23 protein-coding genes and 1 tRNA gene are annotated in these 17473 nt (G+C 60.3%); 17 read left to right on the top strand and 7 right to left on the bottom strand.

What is annotated here, in order from left to right:
* The first annotated feature begins 57 nt into the window (after nucleotides 1-57).
* The 7 genes from LB547_RS02625 (at nucleotide 58) to LB547_RS02655 (ending at nucleotide 3517) form a co-directional block, all read left to right on the top strand.
* The gene (locus LB547_RS02625) at nucleotides 58-297 is read left to right on the top strand and encodes an ABC transporter permease (protein ID WP_140764300.1); all 240 of its coding nucleotides are present in this window, start codon (nucleotides 58-60) and stop codon (nucleotides 295-297) included.
* Entirely contained in the window at nucleotides 282-473 is a 192-nt protein-coding gene (locus tag LB547_RS02630) for a hypothetical protein (RefSeq protein WP_140764305.1), read from the top strand. The genes LB547_RS02625 and LB547_RS02630 overlap by 16 nt, the downstream gene beginning before the upstream one ends.
* Nucleotides 473-796: a hypothetical protein gene (locus LB547_RS02635; RefSeq protein ID WP_140629948.1), complete on the top strand. Its 324-nt coding sequence runs from the start codon at nucleotides 473-475 to the stop codon at nucleotides 794-796. Before LB547_RS02630 ends, LB547_RS02635 begins: the two co-directional genes overlap by 1 nt.
* A 286-nt stretch (nucleotides 797-1082) precedes the next feature.
* The gene (locus tag LB547_RS02640; RefSeq protein ID WP_140764308.1) at nucleotides 1083-2156 is read left to right on the top strand and encodes a hypothetical protein; all 1074 of its coding nucleotides are present in this window, start codon (nucleotides 1083-1085) and stop codon (nucleotides 2154-2156) included.
* On the top strand, nucleotides 2153-2536 hold the full coding sequence (locus LB547_RS02645; RefSeq protein WP_140737800.1) for a DUF4325 domain-containing protein: 384 nt from the start codon (nucleotides 2153-2155) through the stop codon (nucleotides 2534-2536). The genes LB547_RS02640 and LB547_RS02645 overlap by 4 nt, the downstream gene beginning before the upstream one ends.
* Before the next feature lie 58 nt (nucleotides 2537-2594).
* The gene (locus tag LB547_RS02650) at nucleotides 2595-3029 is read left to right on the top strand and encodes a hypothetical protein (protein WP_140764311.1); all 435 of its coding nucleotides are present in this window, start codon (nucleotides 2595-2597) and stop codon (nucleotides 3027-3029) included.
* A gap of 302 nt (nucleotides 3030-3331) precedes the next feature.
* The gene (locus LB547_RS02655; RefSeq protein ID WP_140761917.1) at nucleotides 3332-3517 is read left to right on the top strand and encodes a hypothetical protein; all 186 of its coding nucleotides are present in this window, start codon (nucleotides 3332-3334) and stop codon (nucleotides 3515-3517) included.
* A 17-nt stretch (nucleotides 3518-3534) separates the two neighbouring features.
* Here LB547_RS02655 and LB547_RS02660 read toward each other — a convergent pair whose 3' ends face one another.
* A complete protein-coding gene (locus LB547_RS02660) occupies nucleotides 3535-4941 on the bottom strand; it encodes a recombinase family protein (RefSeq protein WP_140761914.1) in 1407 nt (468 codons plus the stop codon).
* A 342-nt stretch (nucleotides 4942-5283) separates the two neighbouring features.
* Here LB547_RS02660 and LB547_RS02665 point away from each other — a divergent pair, with 342 nt between their 5' ends.
* Nucleotides 5284-5538 carry a helix-turn-helix domain-containing protein gene (locus LB547_RS02665; RefSeq protein ID WP_140761911.1) on the top strand — a complete coding sequence of 85 codons (255 nt, stop codon included), beginning with the start codon at nucleotides 5284-5286 and terminating at the stop codon, nucleotides 5536-5538.
* 234 nt (nucleotides 5539-5772) lie between these two features.
* Here the strand turns inward: LB547_RS02665 and LB547_RS02670 are convergent, their stop codons facing one another.
* The 3 genes from LB547_RS02670 to LB547_RS02680 form a co-directional block, all read right to left on the bottom strand.
* Entirely contained in the window at nucleotides 5773-6063 is a 291-nt protein-coding gene (locus tag LB547_RS02670) for a hypothetical protein (RefSeq protein ID WP_140761908.1), read from the bottom strand.
* A 29-nt stretch (nucleotides 6064-6092) separates the two neighbouring features.
* On the bottom strand, nucleotides 6093-6542 hold the full coding sequence (locus LB547_RS02675; protein ID WP_140761906.1) for a MucR family transcriptional regulator: 450 nt from the start codon (nucleotides 6540-6542) through the stop codon (nucleotides 6093-6095).
* Between the two features lie 76 nt (nucleotides 6543-6618).
* Nucleotides 6619-6855 carry a helix-turn-helix domain-containing protein gene (locus tag LB547_RS02680; RefSeq protein ID WP_140761903.1) on the bottom strand — a complete coding sequence of 79 codons (237 nt, stop codon included), beginning with the start codon at nucleotides 6853-6855 and terminating at the stop codon, nucleotides 6619-6621.
* Nucleotides 6856-6968: 113 nt separating this feature from the next.
* Between LB547_RS02680 and LB547_RS02685 the strand changes: the two genes are divergently transcribed.
* The 3 genes from LB547_RS02685 to LB547_RS02695 all read left to right on the top strand — a co-directional run bounded on the left by LB547_RS02685 (nucleotide 6969) and on the right by LB547_RS02695 (nucleotide 8680).
* Nucleotides 6969-7715, top strand: coding sequence for a hypothetical protein (locus tag LB547_RS02685; RefSeq protein WP_181177998.1), 747 nt, complete (start codon nucleotides 6969-6971; stop codon nucleotides 7713-7715).
* Nucleotides 7712-7927, top strand: coding sequence for a hypothetical protein (locus tag LB547_RS02690; RefSeq protein WP_140761900.1), 216 nt, complete (start codon nucleotides 7712-7714; stop codon nucleotides 7925-7927). Before LB547_RS02685 ends, LB547_RS02690 begins: the two co-directional genes overlap by 4 nt.
* Before the next feature lie 138 nt (nucleotides 7928-8065).
* On the top strand, nucleotides 8066-8680 hold the full coding sequence (locus LB547_RS02695; protein ID WP_140761898.1) for a hypothetical protein: 615 nt from the start codon (nucleotides 8066-8068) through the stop codon (nucleotides 8678-8680).
* 90 nt (nucleotides 8681-8770) lie between these two features.
* On the opposite strand, the gene LB547_RS02700 is transcribed toward LB547_RS02695, so the two are convergent.
* The 3 genes from LB547_RS02700 to phaC form a co-directional block, all read right to left on the bottom strand.
* Nucleotides 8771-8845: transfer RNA gene (locus LB547_RS02700), tRNA-Glu, on the bottom strand.
* Between the two features lie 268 nt (nucleotides 8846-9113).
* Nucleotides 9114-10361, bottom strand: coding sequence for a YcbK family protein (locus tag LB547_RS02705; RefSeq protein ID WP_140495817.1), 1248 nt, complete (start codon nucleotides 10359-10361; stop codon nucleotides 9114-9116).
* A gap of 216 nt (nucleotides 10362-10577) precedes the next feature.
* Entirely contained in the window at nucleotides 10578-12413 is a 1836-nt protein-coding gene (gene phaC, locus LB547_RS02710) for a class I poly(R)-hydroxyalkanoic acid synthase (RefSeq protein WP_140761895.1), read from the bottom strand.
* 98 nt (nucleotides 12414-12511) lie between these two features.
* Here phaC and LB547_RS02715 point away from each other — a divergent pair, with 98 nt between their 5' ends.
* The 6 genes from LB547_RS02715 to glpX all read left to right on the top strand — a co-directional run bounded on the left by LB547_RS02715 (nucleotide 12512) and on the right by glpX (nucleotide 17440).
* On the top strand, nucleotides 12512-12904 hold the full coding sequence (locus LB547_RS02715; protein ID WP_140495819.1) for a hypothetical protein: 393 nt from the start codon (nucleotides 12512-12514) through the stop codon (nucleotides 12902-12904).
* Nucleotides 12905-12978: 74 nt separating this feature from the next.
* A complete protein-coding gene (locus LB547_RS02720; protein WP_140761892.1) occupies nucleotides 12979-14196 on the top strand; it encodes an LL-diaminopimelate aminotransferase in 1218 nt (405 codons plus the stop codon).
* Between the two features lie 48 nt (nucleotides 14197-14244).
* Complete coding sequence (locus LB547_RS02725) at nucleotides 14245-15558, top strand: homoserine dehydrogenase (protein ID WP_140495821.1); 1314 nt, start codon at nucleotides 14245-14247, stop codon at nucleotides 15556-15558.
* 128 nt (nucleotides 15559-15686) lie between these two features.
* A complete protein-coding gene (locus tag LB547_RS02730) occupies nucleotides 15687-16043 on the top strand; it encodes a hypothetical protein (RefSeq protein ID WP_140495822.1) in 357 nt (118 codons plus the stop codon).
* A 66-nt stretch (nucleotides 16044-16109) separates the two neighbouring features.
* A complete protein-coding gene (locus tag LB547_RS02735; RefSeq protein ID WP_140495823.1) occupies nucleotides 16110-16277 on the top strand; it encodes a Thivi_2564 family membrane protein in 168 nt (55 codons plus the stop codon).
* A 179-nt stretch (nucleotides 16278-16456) separates the two neighbouring features.
* Complete coding sequence (gene glpX / locus LB547_RS02740; RefSeq protein ID WP_140495884.1) at nucleotides 16457-17440, top strand: class II fructose-bisphosphatase; 984 nt, start codon at nucleotides 16457-16459, stop codon at nucleotides 17438-17440.
* Nucleotides 17441-17473: the final 33 nt, after the last annotated feature.

The following is a 17473-nucleotide window of genomic DNA, read 5'->3' on the forward strand; positions in this document are numbered from 1 at the left end:
TCAAAACCAGAATCTCAATGTTTCAAACCTGAACGCGAACGCGGTGGGTGTCGAGTCATGACCGCGCTCCTGGCATTCCTACTCACCCATACCTCGATCGCCATTGCCGCCCTTGGCGCTCTGGCAACCGTCCTTGGCATCGGCTGGGGCAATCTGCGGGGCGCCAAGCGTGAGCGCGACAAGCAGGCCGTGGCTGAAGTCGCGGCCCGAGACATCAAGGACCAGGTGCAGAACGATGTTGGCGCTTTGCCGGCCGATGCAGTGCGAAAGGAGCTCGGCACATGGTCAAGGGATTGACGCTCGCTCTGCTCATCGCGCTTGCCGGCTGCGCCACCACAAAAGGCAGCTTCTGCGCCCTCGAAAGCCCCACGCGGCTATCGGCTGCGGCCATCGTGGCCCTGTCGGATGCTGAGGCGAGGGGCATTCTCGCGCACAATCTTACTGGCCAGAAACTCTGCGGATGGAAGCCGTGATGCATGATCTTTTCGACCTCCTGGGCATCAAAGGGCCGGTTGTCGTTGCGGGCCTCGCCGGAGGCATCCTGCGCGCATTGTCCCGCCATCGATACAAGCTGCGGGAAATGATCGCTTCGCCCATCTGCGGAGCCCTGGCGGCGGCGTATCTCACGCTGCCGGCGGTCGCCTACTTCCAGGCAACGGGCTTGCCGATGCCGGACCCAACCAATGACACGACCACACTGGCCGCCGCCTTCCTGATCGGCGTCTCGGCTATGTGGATATCGGACATCCTGTTCGAGTATGTCGTGCGGAAGATCAAGCCGGCGCCTGAAGACTAGCTTTGCGTCACCGGTATGGCAGCAGCGGCGGCGTCGGTTCGCTCGTCACCGCCTACTGGGTTTGGCGCGTTCTACGGGCGGGGTGAGAATCCCTAACATCTGGAGAAAATGGAAAGATTAGTGCCTCTCTTAAGGCTAACAAAGCACCTAGTCGGCTTTCCAGTTTAGTGTAAAAGCGTCTGCCGGTGGGTGATTTGGGCGGATGAAGAAACTTTCAGCGAAGCAGAGACGACGCCAGATTTATTGGGCGAGGAGACATTTTAGGAAGCCAAGGCGCAAACCTGCCATGGGATTTGTGGTTTCTGCTGCCGGCCAGGAGCGCGTTTTCCTGTCGGCGCCTCGGCGATCGATGCCGTCAAATTTTTGCGTCGTGGAAAACACGACCGAAACCATCAATTTCATCAACAGTCTACGCCAGAGACTTGTAAAGCCCCCCGTGTCCGGAACTAGGGCTGTTCGCTCCCGCCTTGACCCTAGCCGCCGCTCGCCGGGCGCGCCACGGTGGATTGGTCCCTACATCGACTTCGCAACGATGCAGCACATTTCTCCCGCTTCGGCGCTGATCCTTGCAGCGGAATACGACAGGGCTCGCAGTCTGAGGGCAAGTCGGATTGGGGAACTCGGCAAGCTTTTCGTCGTGAATCCGCAAGATTGGGACGAGAGTGTGCTCGAGACGCTGTTTGAGGTCGGCTTTTTCGATATTCTCGACATTGCTCATACAATCTCGGCCCCCGACGGGGAACGCCGCATTCTACGATTCCGCAGTGGCAAGGAGAATGATGCGACAGCGATCGGGGCCATGTTGGATGAGATCGAACGCATGTTTAAGGACGTCGGTCTGAACGCAAATGACGCGTGTTTCGAACTGAACGGCGCTTTGGGGGAGGCAATGGAAAATACCGTTCGCTGTGCTTATCCGTCAGGCGGTTCGTTCCACATCCCGCACGTAGGCCGATGGTGGATGACCGGCGCGCTCTCCAAGTCGCTCCGGCGAATGAATGTCGCTATTTTTGATCAAGGTGTGTCGATTCCTGGATCGTTGAAGGGATGGAAATTTTATGGTGGGTTTGCGGAGCGATTTCTAAATGCAGTAGGCATCCCGCCCGATCTGTCGGAACCGAGATATGACGGCAGAGTTATTGAGCTGGCCATTGAGGAGTCGGCAACCTCGACAAATTTGGAAAAACATGGCAAAGGCTTGGGTCACATCAAAGCCTTCGTTGACAGTTGTCAGAGCGGTCGGCTCACCATAGTTAGTAGGTACGGCTTTTACATGTACGAAAAAGGCCGGAAACCAGTCGTCAAGAGTCTCAATGCCAATCTTGGCGGTACGTTGGTAGAATGGGATGTGATGATATGACAGCACTGAGCGCTCATACCGGAAGCCTCCCCAAACGCAATTCAGCGATCGACCAGGTCGATGTTGGGAGGGATTTCAGCAAAACGACGGGGGGCCGCTATCGTAAGCTAGGCCCCTTCAGCGGCGAGCAGTTTCGTCAGGAATGGCTTGTGCCGAAAATGAAATCGGCCATTGAGACCGGTGAACGTTTCCGAGTACGGATCGACACAGTGAGCCGGAGCTACCAGCCCTCTTTCCTCGACGAGGCATTTGCAGGATTGGTCCGCGATGAAGGATTTTCAAAGCCCGATGTTCAGCGGCTTCTTGTGATTGTAAGCGATGAGCCGAGGTTCCAGAAATATAAGGCGTTGGCCGAGTCTTACATCAACTCGGTGAACTGATCTGGCCCAAGCGGACTATTGGTGGATCGTTCCGGTTATCAGTTTTCTCGCATCGCTCTTGGGTGCGGGCGCGGCTTTTGCCGGCTTAGTGTGGCGATATCGTGCCGATTATAAGCGGGACGTTTTATCGAAGCTTTTGTCGGACATTCAAGCGGCGGCTGATCTTTCCACTGACTATTGGACTAGCGACCCGTCAAAAGGCGACCTGGAGGTGATCTCGCAGTGCGCCATACTTGAAGCTCGAATCGGTGGCTCGTTAGAGCGGCTCGAGACGGCGATTGACGCGGCGAGGCCGATGCTCAATCGCATCGACACTCTCGGAATGGAGCTCCCATGGGCCGCATTCTTCGACAATATGGCAGGCGGGCAGTTCGGCGAGCCTGACCGCGGACCGGATCTTGAGCGAGCAAAAGAAGTGCAGTTCGCAGCAGCTGTGCTCGTTAGGGACCTCCGCGTGGCCACAGACAGAAAAATGCTCGGTGGTCGTGCTTGAACGTCGCACCGCATGATCCTTGGAACATTGGCTGAAGAGCTTCGGCCCTTGCACTGTTCCCATTCAGTGCCATTCCCCGATGACACTTGCCCGCGGCCGAAAGGTGGCGGGCTTTTTTCATTCGGCCCGGAACGACCAGCGCCGTGAGAGGTTAGGCGTCTGGCCGATGCTCCTCCCTCCCGCCCCCCTCCCTCCCGCAACGTCGGCTCAAAAGCCCGTCTCGGCTCGCGCCGGGGCGGGCTTTTTGTTTGCCAAGCGAAACGAAACGGCTTCCGGGAAGTTGGAACCCAGAGGAGGCTCCGATGAGAGATACCGGCGACGGACGCGAGGATGATCCGGGCATTCAGTTCCTCGCCCGGAGGCTGGCCAGAGAGGTTGACATCTCCGTGGCCGAGGCGCGCGGCCTGATCAAGCTCATCGGCACCGACTGGAATTCCCTGGTGCGCGAAGCCAAGGTTTGGAGAGAATTAAAGGGCTCTGCCAGTTAACCAAGGGGAAGGTTTCGTCAAGGCTTCGATCCCTCTGAGGATGCTGTCAGTCGAGCAGCATGCGCGTTCTGGCTCCGAGCAGCAGCTCGCTGTCGGGCTGCCGAGACACTCTCGCTCATTGTCGTCGGAAAGCCAGCTAGGCCATACGCGCTCACGACCGACCCGAAGCGCTTGATGAAAAGTTTGTGATTTGGGAGGTGGCGGTCCCTGTCGATCAAAGCGATTGTGATGTAGCCGAACTTTGCGTGTAGTCGGCGGACGCCATCTAGCAGATCGTCATCCGAGTAGTATCTACCTCGTTGGCCGGTTGGCGGGCATATAAACCCAGCCGCATTATATGCGGCCTGTAGGCTCCCGAAGTGCACCCAATATGCATGCGCCGATGGTGTGTAGGGGCAATTGTTTATTATCGCCTGCGAGAGCTTCTTTTTCTCTCGTAACAGGCGCTTCAGATTTCTGATCATGTCGGGTTCCCGGAGGGCAAAGACCCGTCCCAACCTGAATTCCCGCTGCACTCGGGCAAATGTTTTGGGGTCGATAATCGGCTCCATCACCCTGGTCCGGACCCAAAGATCCGGAGGGTTGTGGCGCACCGGATTTTTCATTTTGTGGTTGGTCCGGTTAAAGACGTAGTATCCAGTCATCAACTCGGTTCGCAGCACGCCTTTGACCCGTCCCCAACGCCATAAGTCGCCATCCGTCGACGGTATCTTTTCGTCATTCAACGTCTTAGCGATGTTCGCGATGCTTTGTTTCTGCTTAAGAAACATGCGAAAAATTCGCCGTACAATTTTGAGCTGCTCGTCAGGCCCAGGCATAAAAACAACGCGGTCTGATTTGAGACCCTTGCGGTCGCCCGGTCCGAGGAACAATCGCGGCGTTCCATCCTGGCTAATCAGAAACCGTCTGATGCCATAAGGCACAGGGCCGCCCTGTTTAAATCCGAGGCAAGCTTGCTGGATTTGCGCTCTGTAGATTTTGCTTGAGAGTTCGCGGCTGTACTCGGCTGCCATTACCCGCTTCAGGTTCTTTACAATGCTGGCCACCATGCTGCCGTCATTATCGAAGGGCTCACCACAGTAATGGACATTGACCCCGGCATTGCGGCAGATAAATTCGTAGTGCGCGGCTTGGTCCGTGTCCTGAAACCGTCCCCATCTGCTGACATCCAGTACGAGGATCGCGGAAAAACCGCCTTGGCCAGTCACAGCATCTGCGAGCAGCCGCTGAAGTCCGTCTCGTCCTTTCAGGCTCAGCCCACTCTTACCCGCGTCGGCATAGGTCTTGACGATAGCGAAGCCTCTCATCTCGGCATACCCCGAAATGGCCGCTCTTTGGTTTTCCAGCGAGTAGCGCTGATGTTCGGTTGACATGCGAAGGTATTGCGCTGCCGGGACGCGGAGCGCAGTCGAGAGTTCGGGCATCGCCGGCCCTCCTTAATACCATTTGGCGGTATTCAAGGGAGAGTAACACGGGGCGAGTTTTTCAGATTAAAGAAACTTGCGATATCCATTGTCTCAGATCATTTAGCGCACTGTAGTGCGCAGGATCAGATCGGCGCGGTGCAGCTTGCCGGGGACCGGCCCGGTGGTGCGACAAGCAGTTTCAAAGCCGTTCCCGGGGTTCGAAGGCGCTGCCGCTCGAACTATCCGCCATCAATGCCGATCCGACCGACGCCCTGGACGCCCTTCGTCTGATGTGGCATTTTATACGCGTTCGCGCATATCACCATTTTATACGCATTGGCGTATCGTCGGAGGACCATCATGCTTGATGCGATAGCGCGCAATGAAAAGCAGATCGGCGCCATCCTGCGGCGCGCCCGTCGCAAAGCAGGGCTTACGCAAGAGGCGCTTGGAGATCGAGCGCACCTCCGCCAGGGCACAATATCGCACCTTGAGGCCGGTAAGCCTACGGTGCAGCTGCGCACCTTGATGGCAACGCTTTCTTCCCTCGGCCTGGAAATTGTCGTTCGTCGGCGCAGCAGGGGCAACCCTGCTGATTTCGAGGACCTGTTCTAACGGATCTACCGTGCCGACGTTTGCCGGCATGGCGACGTGCTATAACATTTGGTGCGGTGTCGATCCCCGAGCTGAGGTTCGCTTAGAGTAAGCCTTGACTGAGCATTAGCTATCGCTAACGATTATGTTTGGGCAGGTGGTGCCCTTTATCGCCTGCCAAGATCGGCGTCACCCCGATCGGGGCCCGTGTCCTCCGCCGAGGCGCGGGCTTTCGCTTGCCCAAAGCGAAGCGCCCTAAGCGCTCCCGTCCGTTTCGCTGTCCTCATCGATTTGGCGCACCGGGAGATAGGCGTTTGTCTCCAGCCACTCGCGTAACACAATCTGGATGAGGTCTGACCGGCCGATCTTCATCTCAGCGGCGATCGAGTTGAGCGCATCGTCCGTCGCCGGCTCCAGCGGGACGCCAGCTACGTTTCGGAGCATCAGAGCAGCGCGACGAAGAATGATTTGAAGATCCGCCCGCGGAATGTCCGCAATTCGGTCGGCGGCACTTTCTAGCTCTTCGGCGAAGGATGCTCGGGTCATGGGTCCAAAGGGGAGGGGGCAGTTTCGCGTCAGGCCACCTTGGCCGTGCGTTTCGCAGGAGCCTTCTTCTGCGGAACCGGCTTCCGCCCAAGGCCCGAGGCCTTCGCCAAAGCGGACCGCTGTTCCGCATAGTTCGGCGCCACCATTGGATAGTCGGCTGGCAGCTTCCACTTGGCGCGATATTCGTCCGGGGTCATGCCGAGTCCAGCGAGGTGACGCTTCAGCGATTTGAACTTCTTGCCGTCGTCAAGGCAGACGATGAAATCTCGCGTGACGGACTTCTTTGGATTAATTGCTGGGCTAAGTTGCTCAGCAACCGGCGGCACATCCTTGCTAAGCGAAGAAAGCGAAGCGTGAACAGACGCGATCAGATCGCCTAAATTCGAGACTGGCAGGGCATTGTTGCTCACGAACGCTGAAACAATATCAGCCGTCAGTTCAATAAGCTCCTCGGCGTTTCCGTCTTTCACTTCTGGCATTTGGTATTTGTCCTGGTTTGCGTTGATGTATCTTTATTTGTTGCGCTGAGAGAGCGCAACCTTCGGAAAACGTGCCTCAGGGCTTCTTCAACCTGACGCCTGGGCTTCCATGATTCAGGAACTCGATGCCGGCTTCCTCAAGAACGGTCATCACCGCGCGCACTTTGTCCAGTCCGCTAGTCAGCCCCGCAGCGCCTCGCTTCTCCATGGCGCTTACGGTGTTGATGTTGATCCCGGCACGCTTCGCAAGCGTTCCCTGGTCCATGTCAGCCAAGGCGCGCGCGGCGCGAAGCTGGTTTCCGGTTGTGAGCATTCTGTGTTCCTCTCTTACCTGACTAGTAATTTTTCATACTTTGCTGTTGACGGCAAGCTAATTCCAATTCATGGTGAACTGGTAAATATTACTAGTTAATAAGGAAACAACCCATGCCGAACACCGCTGTTCGGGCTGCCGCCGAAGGCATGCCCAATCTGAACCGCCGCACCGCACTCGCAGCTACCGCTGCCCTCATCGTCACTGCGGCCGGCAGCGCGCCTGCCCAGGCCTCGCCAGTGTCCGCCGAATTGCTTGCTCTGATTGCGAACAAGCATACGCAATACGCTCGCTTCATCGCCGCGATCGATCTGACCACCGAACTGGAAGACGCGTATCTGCCGAAGACCGCCGAACTCTACGTCCCCCTGTCCATTGGTGGCGGGCAGTCACGTACGCTGCGCTATGGGGACCTCGAGGAAGTCGAGGCCGATTTGCGGGTTGAGATCCAACGCCGTTACGCGGAGCAGCGGCAGAAGCTCGTGGCACTCGCCAAAGTGGCGCCGGATCTGGGCAAGCAATCGGTCGCCGCGCTCCGCAAGGCCGAGCAGGCTGATTTGCGGACGTTGAAGCGGCTGATCAAGGGCGAGCGCGCACGGCGTAGCGCTGTCGGGCTTGAACAGGCGATCAACGAGCGCAACGAGGCTTCCGACGCCGAACGCTACGCATTGAATGCCGTCTGCGCCTATCGTTGCACCACCATGGAGGAACACCGCGTCAAGGCCGAGTTCTTGCTGGAGTTCGCCACCGGCAAATTCGGCGACCTCCAGCCCGAGGACGTTGACGCGCTGCTTTGGTCCTTCCTGCCGGAGGAAGCCTTGGAGGAAGCGGTCAAGGCCGTGGAAGGCGGTGTAGCGTGACCGGCCCGAGCGATAACCTTAACGACCTTGAGGGCGATATCGCCAACTTGGCTACGCTGGTTAACACAACTGTCGATATCGCTGTCGAAACCGACACGGACGCTAATGTCCAGCGGCTTCTTTGGATTGCCCGCGCTCTGGCGAAACAATTGACCGAGACAGCGGCGGCCTGCCACCACAAGGTCATGAGCGAGCGCAAAGCAACCGCCTGATCAATTGCCCTTCGGACATTTAAGCCCGCTGCCTCACGGTGGAGGGCTTTTCATTTGGCGGTGGAGCGTAGCGGGATTAGCGGGCGGAACTGCGCCTAGTCTGTTGTGCAAACCGCCGATAAGGGAGCCAAATCCAGGATGGTCGATCTGGTCAAACCCGAAGGGCAGCGGCGGCACAGAGTGTGGAAGGACAGGTCCGAAGAACAACGAAGATACCGGGCTAAGCACAAGGAAGCGCACGCCGCATACATCAGGGCGTATCGCCTAGCTCACGCTAGCGAGATTGCTGAGAGGAGCAGGATTTATCATATTGAACACCGCGATAAGATCATTGCGGGCAAGAAAATTTATTATGCTAAAAATCGTGTTCGGATAGCAAAGCAGTGGGCCGAAAAACAACTCAGATTGAAATCCATGAACGCTATTCGCCACGACCCGGACACGGTCTATCGGGTGGTCAGTCGGGCAGTCAGTTCCGCACTCCCGCGCTTCATGCGCGACGACGTCATTAACTCGATGCTCCTGGCCGTCCTTGAAGGGGAACTGCTACTCCAGCATGTCGGCTCTCGCATGAAGGACTATCTCGGCCGCTACAACCGGGAATACGACACCTTCAAAACGCTATCCCTTGATGCGCCTATGGGAGGTACGGACCTCAGGCGAATCGATTTGCTGGAGGCGCCGGCCCCTTACGAAGCAGAGGACGAGGACGAGGATATCCTGATGTTGAAAGGGCAGCATTTTCGGCTGTGAATGTACGCCAACGTCCGCCGCGATTTGCTGCGCTTATTCCACGCTTATTGGACGGATCGGCGCTCGAAGCTGCTAAGTATCTGAAATTGCTGGTACGCCCAAGGGGAATCGAACCCCTGTTACCGCCGTGAAAGGGCGGTGTCCTGACCGCTAGACGATGGGCGCGCTCAGATGAAAGCGGCTTATACTGGCGTTGTGCGCAACCGGCAACCCGTCAGGTGCCGGCTTGGACAACTTTTTTCCTGCCTGCCGAAGCGAGTGATTCACGCAGCGCCAGCGGCAATTTTTCTGGCGGCCGTCACCAGCCGCTGCGTGGATTTCCGGGCACTTTTCAGACGATTGCGGAAGCGGCCCGATGCAAATGCATGGCGCTCAAAAGTGAGCTCCGTTTCAGCGCGACGCGCTTTGGCGCGTCCAGCCGAACCGGCCCTGGTCAGCCTTCGCCACCGCTGCGCCGGCGGCAGCGCCAGTTCCAGTCGCGCTCGGGGCCGACGTCGACATGGACCGATTCGGTGTGGCAGTAGGTGCCGACGCCGCCGCGGCCGGGCATCGTCCTGACGTAGCTCGCCAGCTCCCATTTCGAGACGCCCGGCACCTGGATGTCGGCGGCGGCGCAATACATGTGCAGCGAATTCTTGGCGCCGTTGGCACGGCGGTTGCGGGCGGGGTCGCGATAGCCGGAGGTGACGACCATCTTGCGGCCGTAGTGGCCTTCGATCGTCTTGAGCACGCGCACCAGCGAGGGCTTGAGGCACGCCACGTCGACGCTCTCGTTCTGCTTCAAGAGGCCGTTAGGCGCGAGGCGCGCCATGCCGGCGGCGGAGGCTACCTGGTAGAGGCCGCCCGAACCTTCATCCTCGTTGAGGTCGACGTCGCTTTCGTCGTCGAGGCCGGATTTGCGCTTGATCTCGAACAGCGCCGTCTGGCGGACGCCCGGCAGGGCATCGCTGCCGGTGATGTGACCTGAGTCGTCGCCGAGCGAAGCCAGCTGCACCGGTTTCGCCGTGGAATCGGCCGAGGCCAGTGTAATGATCGGCTTTGCCGCCGCCGGGGCGGGCTTGGCCTGCACAGCCGGCTGTTCGCCTGCGCGCGTGTTGACCAGTGGAGCGGGCTTCGCCGAAGCCGGCGTGGCGCCAAACATCGAGGCCAGGAAACCCCTTTTCTTCGGCGCCTCCGCTTGCTGCGCCTCGCCAGCGGTCACATAGACCGGATTGTTCATCGCCGGTGTGGCGGCCTGCTTCGGCGCCGTCACGGCCGCGTCGGCGGCGGCGATCTTCTGCGCCGCCGCATCGGTCTGCTGCGCCGTCTGCGGCTGCTGCTCCAGCGATTGCGGCGTGTTTCCGGCAATCGTTTCAGCTTCAGCCGGCGCGGTGAGCGGGAAGGCCGCCTGCGGCTTGGTAATCGGCACGTAGGCGACCGTCTCGGGCAGCGCTGTGTCGCCTTCCGCCATCACTGTGGTCTGCGTGGTCGCCGTCTGCGACGACGAATCGCCGGCCACGATCGGCTTGTTTGTCGAGGCTGCGTTGATGTCCGACGCGGAGGCATTGTAGCCGGGCATGCCAACCGACATTGTGGGGTCGCCGGCCGAGGTGCAGGAGGCCAGGAGCACGGAGCAGAGCGCCGCCGCAATGGTGCGGCGTTCTCCCTTCGCGAGGCTCCACCCTGCTGATTTCAAAGTCAAATTCCCCCTCGATATCCGATCGGTATATCCTTGGCGCGGCGTCCGAACGGCTGCGTCGAGGTGCCCCTTGTCTCCGATCCGGAAACGAGACCTGTGTCAAATCAGCAAGCCTGGAAGTATTTTTGCGGCAATTGCCGAATTTAGGCGGCAAGATGGTTGACGACACCATTTCGCCCGCTTTTACGGGTCCGTCAACTCACCAGACATTACAGTCGGTTACACACGCACCTTGACATAGGTGCCGGGGGCATCACCAAAAGTTTTCATATGCTTGCCTGCTTTGCGGGCAGGCACGCGATTATTGTCCTTAGCCTCTATCCAGCTCTGCCAGTGCGGCCACCAGGAGCCAGGATGGTCGGTGGCCCTTGCGATCCACTCGCCGAAGTCGCCCTCCGGCTTGCCGCCGGTCCAGTACTGGTACTTGCCCGATGCGGGCGGGTTGACGACGCCGGCGATATGACCGGAGCCCGCCATCACGTATTCGACCTCGCCACCGAAATATTTCGAGCCGAGGAAGACGGACAGCGCGGGAGCGATGTGGTCTTCCCTGGAGGCGAGGTTGTAGACGGGGATCTTGATGTCGGCGAGCGAAACGGTGCGTCCGGCAAGTTCCATCCTGCCGCGCGAGAGGTTGTTCTCGAGATAGCAGTTGCGCAAATAGAAGGAGTGGTTGGCCGCCGCCATGCGTGTCGAATCGGCATTCCAGTAAAGCAGGTCGAAGGGCAGGGGATCCTTGCCGCGCATGTAGTTGTTGACGACATAGGGCCAGATCAGGTCGCCCGAGCGCAGCATGTTGAAGGCGGTCGCCATCTTGGTGCCGTCGAGATAGCCCTTTTCGTTCATCGCCTTTTCCACCGCCGCGACCTGTTCCTCGTCGACGAACACCTTGAGGTCGCCGGCATAGGTGAAATCGACCTGGGTGGTGAAGAAGGTCGCCGATTTGATGCGATCGTCACCCTCCTGCGCCAGCAGGGCAAGTGCCGCCGCCAGCAACGTGCCGCCGACGCAGTAGCCGATAGCGTTGACCTCTTTCTCGCCTGTGGCCTTCTCGATAGTGTCGAGGCCGTATTGCAGCCCCTCTCTTGTATAAGCCTCCCAGTTCTTCATGCCGTGGCGTTCATCAGGGTTGATCCAGGAGATGACGAACACGGTGTGGCCCTGTTCGATCGCCCAGCGGATGAAGGATTTCTGCGGGTTGAGGTCGAGTATGTAGAACTTGTTGATCCAGGGCGGGCAGATCAGCAGCGGCCGTTTCAGCACCGTCTCGGTGGCGGGATCGTATTGAATGATCTCGGCGACGTCGCTGCGGCCGACCACCTTGCCGGGGGTGGTGGCGATGTTGCGGCCGATCTCGAAGGGCGAGTAGTCGGCCTGACGCAGCTTCAGGTCGCCCTTGCCGGCCGCGATGTCCTCGGCCAGCATCTTCATGCCGCGCACAAGATTTTCGCCGTTCGAGGCGATGGTTTCGCGAAACAGTTCCGGATTGGTCAGGATGAAATTCGACGGCGAGATGGCGTTGGACACCTGCTTGACGTAGAAGCTCGCCTTGTGGCGGGTGTGGTCATCCAGGCCTTCGGCGTGCTCGACAAGATCAGCCGCCCAGCGCGAGGTGACGAGATAGGCCTGTTTCAAGAAATCGAAGAAGGCGTTGCGGCCCCATTCCGGATCCTGGAAACGCTTGTCGCCGCGCTCCGGCTTGACCGCGTCCTCGGTTCGCTCGGCATCGGGGCTGACGCGCCGGATGGCGTTCGCCCAAACCGTCATATAGCCGGCGAACAGCCGCGTCTGCGCTTCGAGCGCGCGTTGTGGGTCGGCAAGCCAGTATTCGCTGAGCTTGGAGAAGGTCTTCACCATGTCGACGACCGGTTCGGCGACATGGTCGCGCACTTCGCCCTTCTCGCGCGGCTCGGCCCAGGCGGAAGCCGCCTTGCCGGCCTGCTCGATCATGCGCGCCATGTTCAGGGCGAAGCGTTCCGGGTCCTTCACCAGATATTGCTCGACCGTCGAAGGTCCGCCATCTTCCGCTTTGCCCGAATCGGGTGTTTTGGACATGGTGCGCGGGGTTCCTCCCGAAGCGTTTTCTTGACATATTACCATGGGACATCCGACTGGGTCCAACCTCGCTCTACCCCGGCTGCCAAGGAAACAATATGACGATTAACATTGGCGAGACTGTTTTTTTCGGCGCCGGTCGTTTTTGCCGCATCGGTGCGGCAATTGCCCTGCTGTGCCTTGGGGCCTGCTCGAGCACCAATACCAGCGGCCCGGTGCCCATCGCCACATCAGCGGGACCGAAGGATACCGGCACCTTTCCGAACCTGAACATCCCGCCGAAAGTAGCGGCCAAACAGTTCACCGATGCCGAGAGGAATGCCAGGCTCGCGGAATTGAAGGGGGACGAAAGCGCGCAGGCAGCCAATGGCGGCGCCCCCAACGTCACCAATCAGGCGGCGCTGACGGACCTGGCCAGCAAGCATGGCGCGCAGACGCTGAAGCAGATCGAAGGCAAATGCGACCCCACCCTCGACCCTACCTGCAAATAAGTATATAGCGCGCGCCCAAGGCACTTGCCGACACGGTGCGCCTTGCCAAACGCCAAGTGATGTCTGGAACTGCCATGGAAGAGTTTCACAAGGTCCGCCGGCTTCCGCCCTATGTCTTCGAGCAGGTCAACCGGCTCAAGGCCAGCGCCCGCTCGCGCGGCGCCGACATCATTGACCTCGGCATGGGCAATCCGGACCTGCCGACGCCCAAGGCAATCGTCGACAAATTGTGCGAAGTGGTGCGCGATCCGCGCACCCATCGCTATTCCTCCTCGCGCGGCATTCCGGGCCTGCGCCGCGCCCAGGCCGCTTACTATCAGCGCCGCTTCGGCGTGAAGCTTGATCCCGATACGCAAGTGGTGGCAACGCTGGGTTCGAAAGAAGGCTTCGCCAACATGGCGCAGGCGATCACCGCCCCTGGCGACGTGATCCTGTGCCCGAATCCAACCTACCCGATCCATGCTTTCGGCTTCATCATGTCGGGCGGCGTCATCCGGTCGCTGCAGGTGGAACCCGATGACGGTTTCATCCCGGCGGTCGAGCGCGGCATCCGCCATTCGATTCCGAAGCCGCTGGTGCTGATCCTCAACTACCCGTCGAACCCGACGGCGCTGGTCGCCTCGCTCGATTTTTACAAGGACGTGGTGGCGTTCGCGAAGAAGAACGACATCATCATCCTGTCGGACCTTGCCTATTCGGAGATCTATTTCGACGGCAATCCGCCGCCTTCGGTGCTGCAGGTGCCGGGCGCGATCGACGTTTGCGTCGAGTTCACCTCCATGTCGAAGACCTTCTCAATGCCCGGCTGGCGCATGGGCTTCGCCGTCGGCAACGAGCGGCTGATCTCGGCGCTGACCCGGGTGAAATCCTATCTTGATTACGGTGCGTTCACCCCGATCCAGGTGGCGGCCGCGCACGCGCTCAACGGCGACGGCGCCGACATCGCCGAAGTGCGCGACATCTACCACAAGCGGCGCGACGTGATGGTCGATGCTTTCGGCCGCGCGGGCTGGACCATTCCGGCTCCGGCTGCGTCCATGTTCGCCTGGGCTCCGATTCCGGAGCCGTTCCGCCATCTCGGCTCGCTCGAATTCTCCAAGCTGCTCATCGAACATGCCGACGTTGCGGTGGCGCCAGGCGTCGGCTTCGGCGAACATGGCGATGATTTCGTGCGTGTCGCGCTGGTCGAGAACGAGCACCGGATCCGGCAGGCGGCGCGCAACATCAAGCGCTTCCTGGCGACCAGCGCCAAGCAACCCAACAATGTCGTGCCGCTTTCCGCCCATCGGTAAGCTTTCCGCACACAATTTCGTTTGATCTTTCGGGGGACATCGCCGGCCATGGCTGAAGCTCTGCGTGTTGGAATTGCCGGCCTCGGCACGGTCGGCGCGTCAGTGGCGCGCGTGCTGCGCGACAAGGCGGCGGAACTGACACGGCAGTGTGGGCGCGACATCGTCGTGTCGGCGGTTTCGGCGCGTGATCCCAAGCGCGACCGCGGGGTCGATCTCAATGCCGCGAAATGGTTCGACGATCCTGTCAAGATGGCGCAGGCCGCCGAGATCGACGTTTTCGTCGAGCTGATCGGCGGCGACGAGGGGCCAGCGTTTGCGGCTGTGAAGACGGCGCTCGAGGCCGGCCGTCATGTCGTTACGGCGAACAAGGCGCTGCTGGCCAAACATGGTGTCGCACTGGCCGAGATCGCCGAGAAGAAGGGCGTGCTGCTCAACTACGAGGCCGCGGTGGCGGGCGGCATTCCCGTTATCAAGACCATGCGAGAGGCGATGGCCGGCAACTCGGTCACCCGCGTCTTCGGTATTCTCAACGGCACCTGCAACTATATCCTGACCCGTATGGAGGCCGAAGGGATCTCGTTCGATGCCTGCCTCAAGGACGCGCAGCGGCTGGGCTATGCCGAGGCCGACCCGACCTTCGACATCGAGGGCCATGACACCGCGCACAAGCTGTCGATCCTGACCAGCCTGGCCTTCGGCACCAAGATCGCCGCCAACGACATCTACATGGAAGGCATCTCCAACATCACCCAGGCCGATATCCGTGCGGCCGGCGATCTCGGCTACCGGATCAAGCTGCTTGGCGTTGCCCAGCGCACCGACAGCGGCATCGAGCAGCGCGTGCATCCAACCATGGTGCCGACAGCCTCGGTGATCGCGCAGGTCCACGGCGTCATCAATGCGGTGGCGATCGAGACCGACATCCTCGGCGAACTGCTGCTCTCCGGCCCCGGCGCCGGCGGCAATGCCACCGCCTCGGCCGTCATCGGCGACATCGCCGATATCGCAAAGAGCCGTCCCGGCTTCCAGCACGGCCCGGTCTTCGGCAGGCCGGCGAGGGAATTGAAGCCTTACAAGAAGGCGCAGATGCGCAGCCATGCCGGCGGCTATTTCATCCGGCTGACCGTGCATGACCGCATTGGCGTGTTCGCGGCCATCGCCAAGCGCATGGCCGATAACGATATCTCGCTGGAATCGATCGTCCAGCACGCGATCAGCGGCGAAGTGGCGGCGCAAAAGACGGTGATCCTCGTCACCCACGAGACCACCGAAGCCGCGGTGCGCAAGGCCGTGGACGGTATCACCAAGGATGGTCACCTGACCGACAAGCCGCAGGTCATCCGGATCGAACGGGCAGGATAGATATTTCCTTCCGTCGCGCACCACTGGATTGCTGCGACGATACTGTTGCGGCCGATGCCGCTGCCTGGCTCGCCGGAACCAATCCCGGCCAGCGCCGTTCTCACGAGGTGCAAACCGAGGGAATGCCAATGGCCGAAACATCGAAATCCGACACCCCCCAGATCGACGACATCCAAAAGACGCTCGAAAAGCAGATCGCCGACCTGCGCAAGGAGATCACCAGGATCAACAAGAGCCTTTCGGAGCGAGGTGCGGAACTGGTTGACGAGGCCTCGGCTCAGGCATCCGACGTCTACGACAGCGCGGCGAGCCGTGCGTCGCGAACGGCTCAGCAGTTGCGCAGCCACGCCCAGGCGGTCTCGGAGGTCGCGCGTGAAAACCCGGGCACGACGACGGCAGTGGTCGGCGTCATCGGGCTGCTGGGTTTTCTGGCCGGCCTCGCCGTTGGCCAGTCGATGAATGACAGCCAGCGCCGCTGGTATTGATCCGGTAACGACCGAGCCGGTTTTTGCCGGCTTACCTGTCCGTCGAGCAATTTCCAGGGGAGCACTATGGCTTCTTCCGTCCTGATCGGCATCCTGATCACGTTCCTGGTGATCATTCTGGTGCTTTACCTCATTCAGCGATTGCCGCTGGACGCCAGGATGCGGCAGATCGCGCAGATCATCGTCATCATCATCGGCATCGTTTCGCTATTGAAATATCTGGCCGTGTTTTAGATCTCGATACCTACTTTGAAAGCGGCCCAGGTTCGCCGGAATCGTGCTATCCATAATTTAATCGGTTGATATTGCAGGCTTTTCGAGAAAACCTTCGAGAGGTCTTGCCGTTGTCATGCTCGTTTGACACAAGAGGCGCGCCTCCGGCGGGAGGCGGCATGCGAACGAGGATCGACCTGATGAACGTGGCCCACAACATTATCGCCGGACTTGACCGGATACTCACCATGGAACTGGTGCGCGTCACCGAACGCGCCGCCGTCGCGGCCGCCAGGCTGCGCGGACGCGGTGACGAAAAGGCCGCCGACCAGGTCGCGGTGGACGCCATGCGCCAGGAGCTCAATCGCCTCGCCATCAAGGGCACGGTGGTGATCGGCGAAGGCGAGCGGGACGAGGCGCCGATGCTCTATATCGGAGAGGAGGTCGGCACCGGCAAAGGCCCGGCGGTCGACATTGCGCTCGACCCGCTTGAAGGCACCACGATCTGCGCCAAGAACCTGCCCAACGCGCTGGCCGTCATCGCCATCGCCGAGAAGGGCAGCCTGCTGTTCGCGCCCGACGTCTACATGGACAAGATCGCCATCGGCCCGGGCTATGCCGAGGGCGTCATCGACATCGATGCCTCGCCGGCCGAAAACATAGCCAGCCTGGCAAAGGCCAAGGGCGTCGCGGTGTCCGACGTTACCGCTTGCATCCTCGACCGTCCGCGCCATGGCAAGCTGATCGACGCCGTGCGCGCCACCGGGGCGGCAATCCGGCTGATCGGCGATGGCGACGTCGCCGGTGTCATCCACACCACCGATCCCGAGGAAACCGGCATCGACATCTATCTCGGCATTGGCGGCGCGCCGGAGGGCGTGCTGGCCGCGGCGGCGCTGCGCTGCACGGGTGGCCAGATGCAGGGCCGCTTGATCCTCGATACGCCCGAAAAGGTCGCCCGCGCCGGCAAGATGGGTATTGCCGACCCGAAGCGGGTCTACCGGGCCGAGGACATGGCGCGCGGCGATGTGTTGTTCGCGGCCACCGGCGTCACCGACGGCAACATGCTGGCAGGGGTCAAGTTCGGCCGCAACTACATCACAACGCACACGATCGTGCTGCGCTCGTCGTCGCGCACCGTGCGCGAGATCAAGGCCCGGCATCAGGACCTGGAAAAGTTTTGATGCATTCCTGACTGGCCGTCGCATATTGTGGGC

Origin of the sequence: Mesorhizobium sp. B264B1B (assembly GCF_020165765.1) — a bacterium.
Taxonomy (GTDB): domain Bacteria; phylum Pseudomonadota; class Alphaproteobacteria; order Rhizobiales; family Rhizobiaceae; genus Mesorhizobium.

What these genes read in the sequence shown, in the direction of transcription:
- LB547_RS02715 (WP_140495819.1), top strand. Translation starts at nt 12,512, where the DNA reads ATGACGATTAACATTGGCGAGACTGTTTTTTTCGGCGCCGGTCGTTTT.
- LB547_RS02735 (WP_140495823.1), top strand. Translation starts at nt 16,110, where the DNA reads ATGGCTTCTTCCGTCCTGATCGGCATCCTGATCACGTTCCTGGTGATC.
- LB547_RS02675 (WP_140761906.1), bottom strand. Translation starts at nt 6,542, where the DNA reads ATGCCAGAAGTGAAAGACGGAAACGCCGAGGAGCTTATTGAACTGACG.
- LB547_RS02640 (WP_140764308.1), top strand. Translation starts at nt 1,083, where the DNA reads ATGGGATTTGTGGTTTCTGCTGCCGGCCAGGAGCGCGTTTTCCTGTCG.
- LB547_RS02695 (WP_140761898.1), top strand. Translation starts at nt 8,066, where the DNA reads ATGGTCGATCTGGTCAAACCCGAAGGGCAGCGGCGGCACAGAGTGTGG.
- LB547_RS02645 (WP_140737800.1), top strand. Translation starts at nt 2,153, where the DNA reads ATGACAGCACTGAGCGCTCATACCGGAAGCCTCCCCAAACGCAATTCA.
- LB547_RS02670 (WP_140761908.1), bottom strand. Translation starts at nt 6,063, where the DNA reads ATGACCCGAGCATCCTTCGCCGAAGAGCTAGAAAGTGCCGCCGACCGA.
- glpX (WP_140495884.1), top strand. Translation starts at nt 16,457, where the DNA reads ATGAACGTGGCCCACAACATTATCGCCGGACTTGACCGGATACTCACC.
- LB547_RS02655 (WP_140761917.1), top strand. Translation starts at nt 3,332, where the DNA reads ATGAGAGATACCGGCGACGGACGCGAGGATGATCCGGGCATTCAGTTC.
- LB547_RS02680 (WP_140761903.1), bottom strand. Translation starts at nt 6,855, where the DNA reads ATGCTCACAACCGGAAACCAGCTTCGCGCCGCGCGCGCCTTGGCTGAC.
- LB547_RS02725 (WP_140495821.1), top strand. Translation starts at nt 14,245, where the DNA reads ATGGCTGAAGCTCTGCGTGTTGGAATTGCCGGCCTCGGCACGGTCGGC.
- LB547_RS02665 (WP_140761911.1), top strand. Translation starts at nt 5,284, where the DNA reads ATGCTTGATGCGATAGCGCGCAATGAAAAGCAGATCGGCGCCATCCTG.
- phaC (WP_140761895.1), bottom strand. Translation starts at nt 12,413, where the DNA reads ATGTCCAAAACACCCGATTCGGGCAAAGCGGAAGATGGCGGACCTTCG.
- LB547_RS02630 (WP_140764305.1), top strand. Translation starts at nt 282, where the DNA reads ATGGTCAAGGGATTGACGCTCGCTCTGCTCATCGCGCTTGCCGGCTGC.
- LB547_RS02660 (WP_140761914.1), bottom strand. Translation starts at nt 4,941, where the DNA reads ATGCCCGAACTCTCGACTGCGCTCCGCGTCCCGGCAGCGCAATACCTT.
- LB547_RS02720 (WP_140761892.1), top strand. Translation starts at nt 12,979, where the DNA reads ATGGAAGAGTTTCACAAGGTCCGCCGGCTTCCGCCCTATGTCTTCGAG.
- LB547_RS02685 (WP_181177998.1), top strand. Translation starts at nt 6,969, where the DNA reads ATGCCGAACACCGCTGTTCGGGCTGCCGCCGAAGGCATGCCCAATCTG.
- LB547_RS02730 (WP_140495822.1), top strand. Translation starts at nt 15,687, where the DNA reads ATGGCCGAAACATCGAAATCCGACACCCCCCAGATCGACGACATCCAA.
- LB547_RS02625 (WP_140764300.1), top strand. Translation starts at nt 58, where the DNA reads ATGACCGCGCTCCTGGCATTCCTACTCACCCATACCTCGATCGCCATT.
- LB547_RS02635 (WP_140629948.1), top strand. Translation starts at nt 473, where the DNA reads ATGCATGATCTTTTCGACCTCCTGGGCATCAAAGGGCCGGTTGTCGTT.